The following is a 1418-nucleotide window of genomic DNA, read 5'->3' on the forward strand; positions in this document are numbered from 1 at the left end:
GCCTTGCTCGCCGTCTCGCAGCCCCGCACCGGGTTCGGGCGGCTGCTGATGGCGCTCGGCCTGCCGGGGCTCGCCGCCGACCTGATCGTCGATCCGGCCTGGCGCGCCACCGCCCTGTACCAGGCCGGCCGCTACGGCGAGGCGATCGCGCTGTTCCGCACCGGCGGAAAACGGGCAAGCTACAACCTCGGCGACCATCCGGGCGACCAGGGAGCGGTTGGCCTGCGCGTCGGCGTCGCGCGGGTCGAAGCGCAGGGCCTCGTCGTAGGCGGCGAGCGCGCAGGCCGGGTTCGCCCGGATCTCGGCGGCCTTGTCGGAGCGGCGGTCGCAGTGGAACCGCAGAATGCCGGATTCCGCGTCGGCGGCGCGCAGCACCACCGTGCGAAGCCGGGGACCGTCGGGCCCGAGGGTCGCCAGGGCCGGCAGGTGGAAGCCGCTCCGGCCCTGCGCGGCGCCATCCGCCAGGAGCCGCCACAGCTCGGCGAAGCTGGCGTCGAGGTCGTCGTAGAAGGCCGGCAGGGGCGCGCGGGTCATGCCGGGTCGCTCCGACGTCGCCGCTGCTCGCGGAAGATCAGCGCGAGGTTGCGCAGGTAGATGCCGGTGGACAGGCCCTGGCCGATGATGATCACCGGTTCCCGGCGCACGAAGCCGTAGACCAGGGTCATCAGGCCGCCCAGGATCGACAGGAACCAGAACGAGAGCGGCATCACGCTCCGGCCGGCGCGCTCGCTGGCGATCCATTGCAGGATGAAGCGGGAGCCGAACACCAGCTGAGCGATGATGCCGAACACCACCCAGAAATCGAGCCGGGTGACGAACACGTCGTAGAAATAGTCCGGCAGATCGTGCGCGAGCTGGATCAGCATCCGACATCCTGGTCTGCGGGCATGGCGGTGTCGGGGGCGGTGTCGGGGGCGGCGATCTCGGCCGGTTGCGGGTCGGCGCGCTTGCGCCGGATCAGCCACCAGACCCCGGCGAGGTCGAGGAGCCCGACCCAGAGCCGGTCGAACAGGCCGTAATTCGAGACGCCGGTGAGCCGGGGCCGGTCGATCACGTCGTGGTGGACCACCGAAAACCCCTCGCGCACCACCAGGGCCGGCATGAACCGGTGCAGGGCGTCGAAATAGGGCAGCCGGAGATACACCGCCCGGCGGAAGACCTTCAGGCCGCAACCGGTGTCCCGGGTGGCGTCCTTGAGGATGCGCCCGCGCACGCCGTTGGCGATGCGCGATTGCAGCATCTTGAAGCGCCCGTCCTTGCGGCCACGTCGCTGCCCCTGGGCGAGGCCGGCCCGTTCGCCCCCCGCTTCCAGGGCGGCGAGCAGGGCCGGGATGAAGGCCGGATCGTTCTGGCCGTCGCCGTCCAGCGTCGCGACGATCGGCGCTCGGGCCGCCAGGACGCCGCTGCGCACCGCCGCC

3 protein-coding genes are annotated in these 1418 nt (G+C 72.0%); all 3 read right to left on the reverse strand.

The window, feature by feature from the left end:
• On the reverse strand, positions 1–534 hold a 534-nt coding region (locus FV228_RS34565; protein WP_246694076.1), incomplete at its 3' end, for a pyridoxamine 5'-phosphate oxidase family protein.
• A complete protein-coding gene (locus FV228_RS29720) occupies positions 531–866 on the reverse strand; it encodes a lipid-A-disaccharide synthase N-terminal domain-containing protein (protein ID WP_147857725.1) in 336 nt (111 codons plus the stop codon). The genes FV228_RS34565 and FV228_RS29720, both read right to left, overlap by 4 nt.
• Positions 860–1418, reverse strand: a 559-nt coding sequence (locus tag FV228_RS29725) for a glycosyltransferase family 2 protein (RefSeq protein ID WP_147857726.1), incomplete at its 5' end; no start/stop codon positions are given. The genes FV228_RS29720 and FV228_RS29725, both read right to left, overlap by 7 nt.

Source organism: Methylobacterium sp. WL18 (genome assembly GCF_008040015.1).
GTDB classification, from domain to species: domain Bacteria; phylum Pseudomonadota; class Alphaproteobacteria; order Rhizobiales; family Beijerinckiaceae; genus Methylobacterium; species Methylobacterium mesophilicum.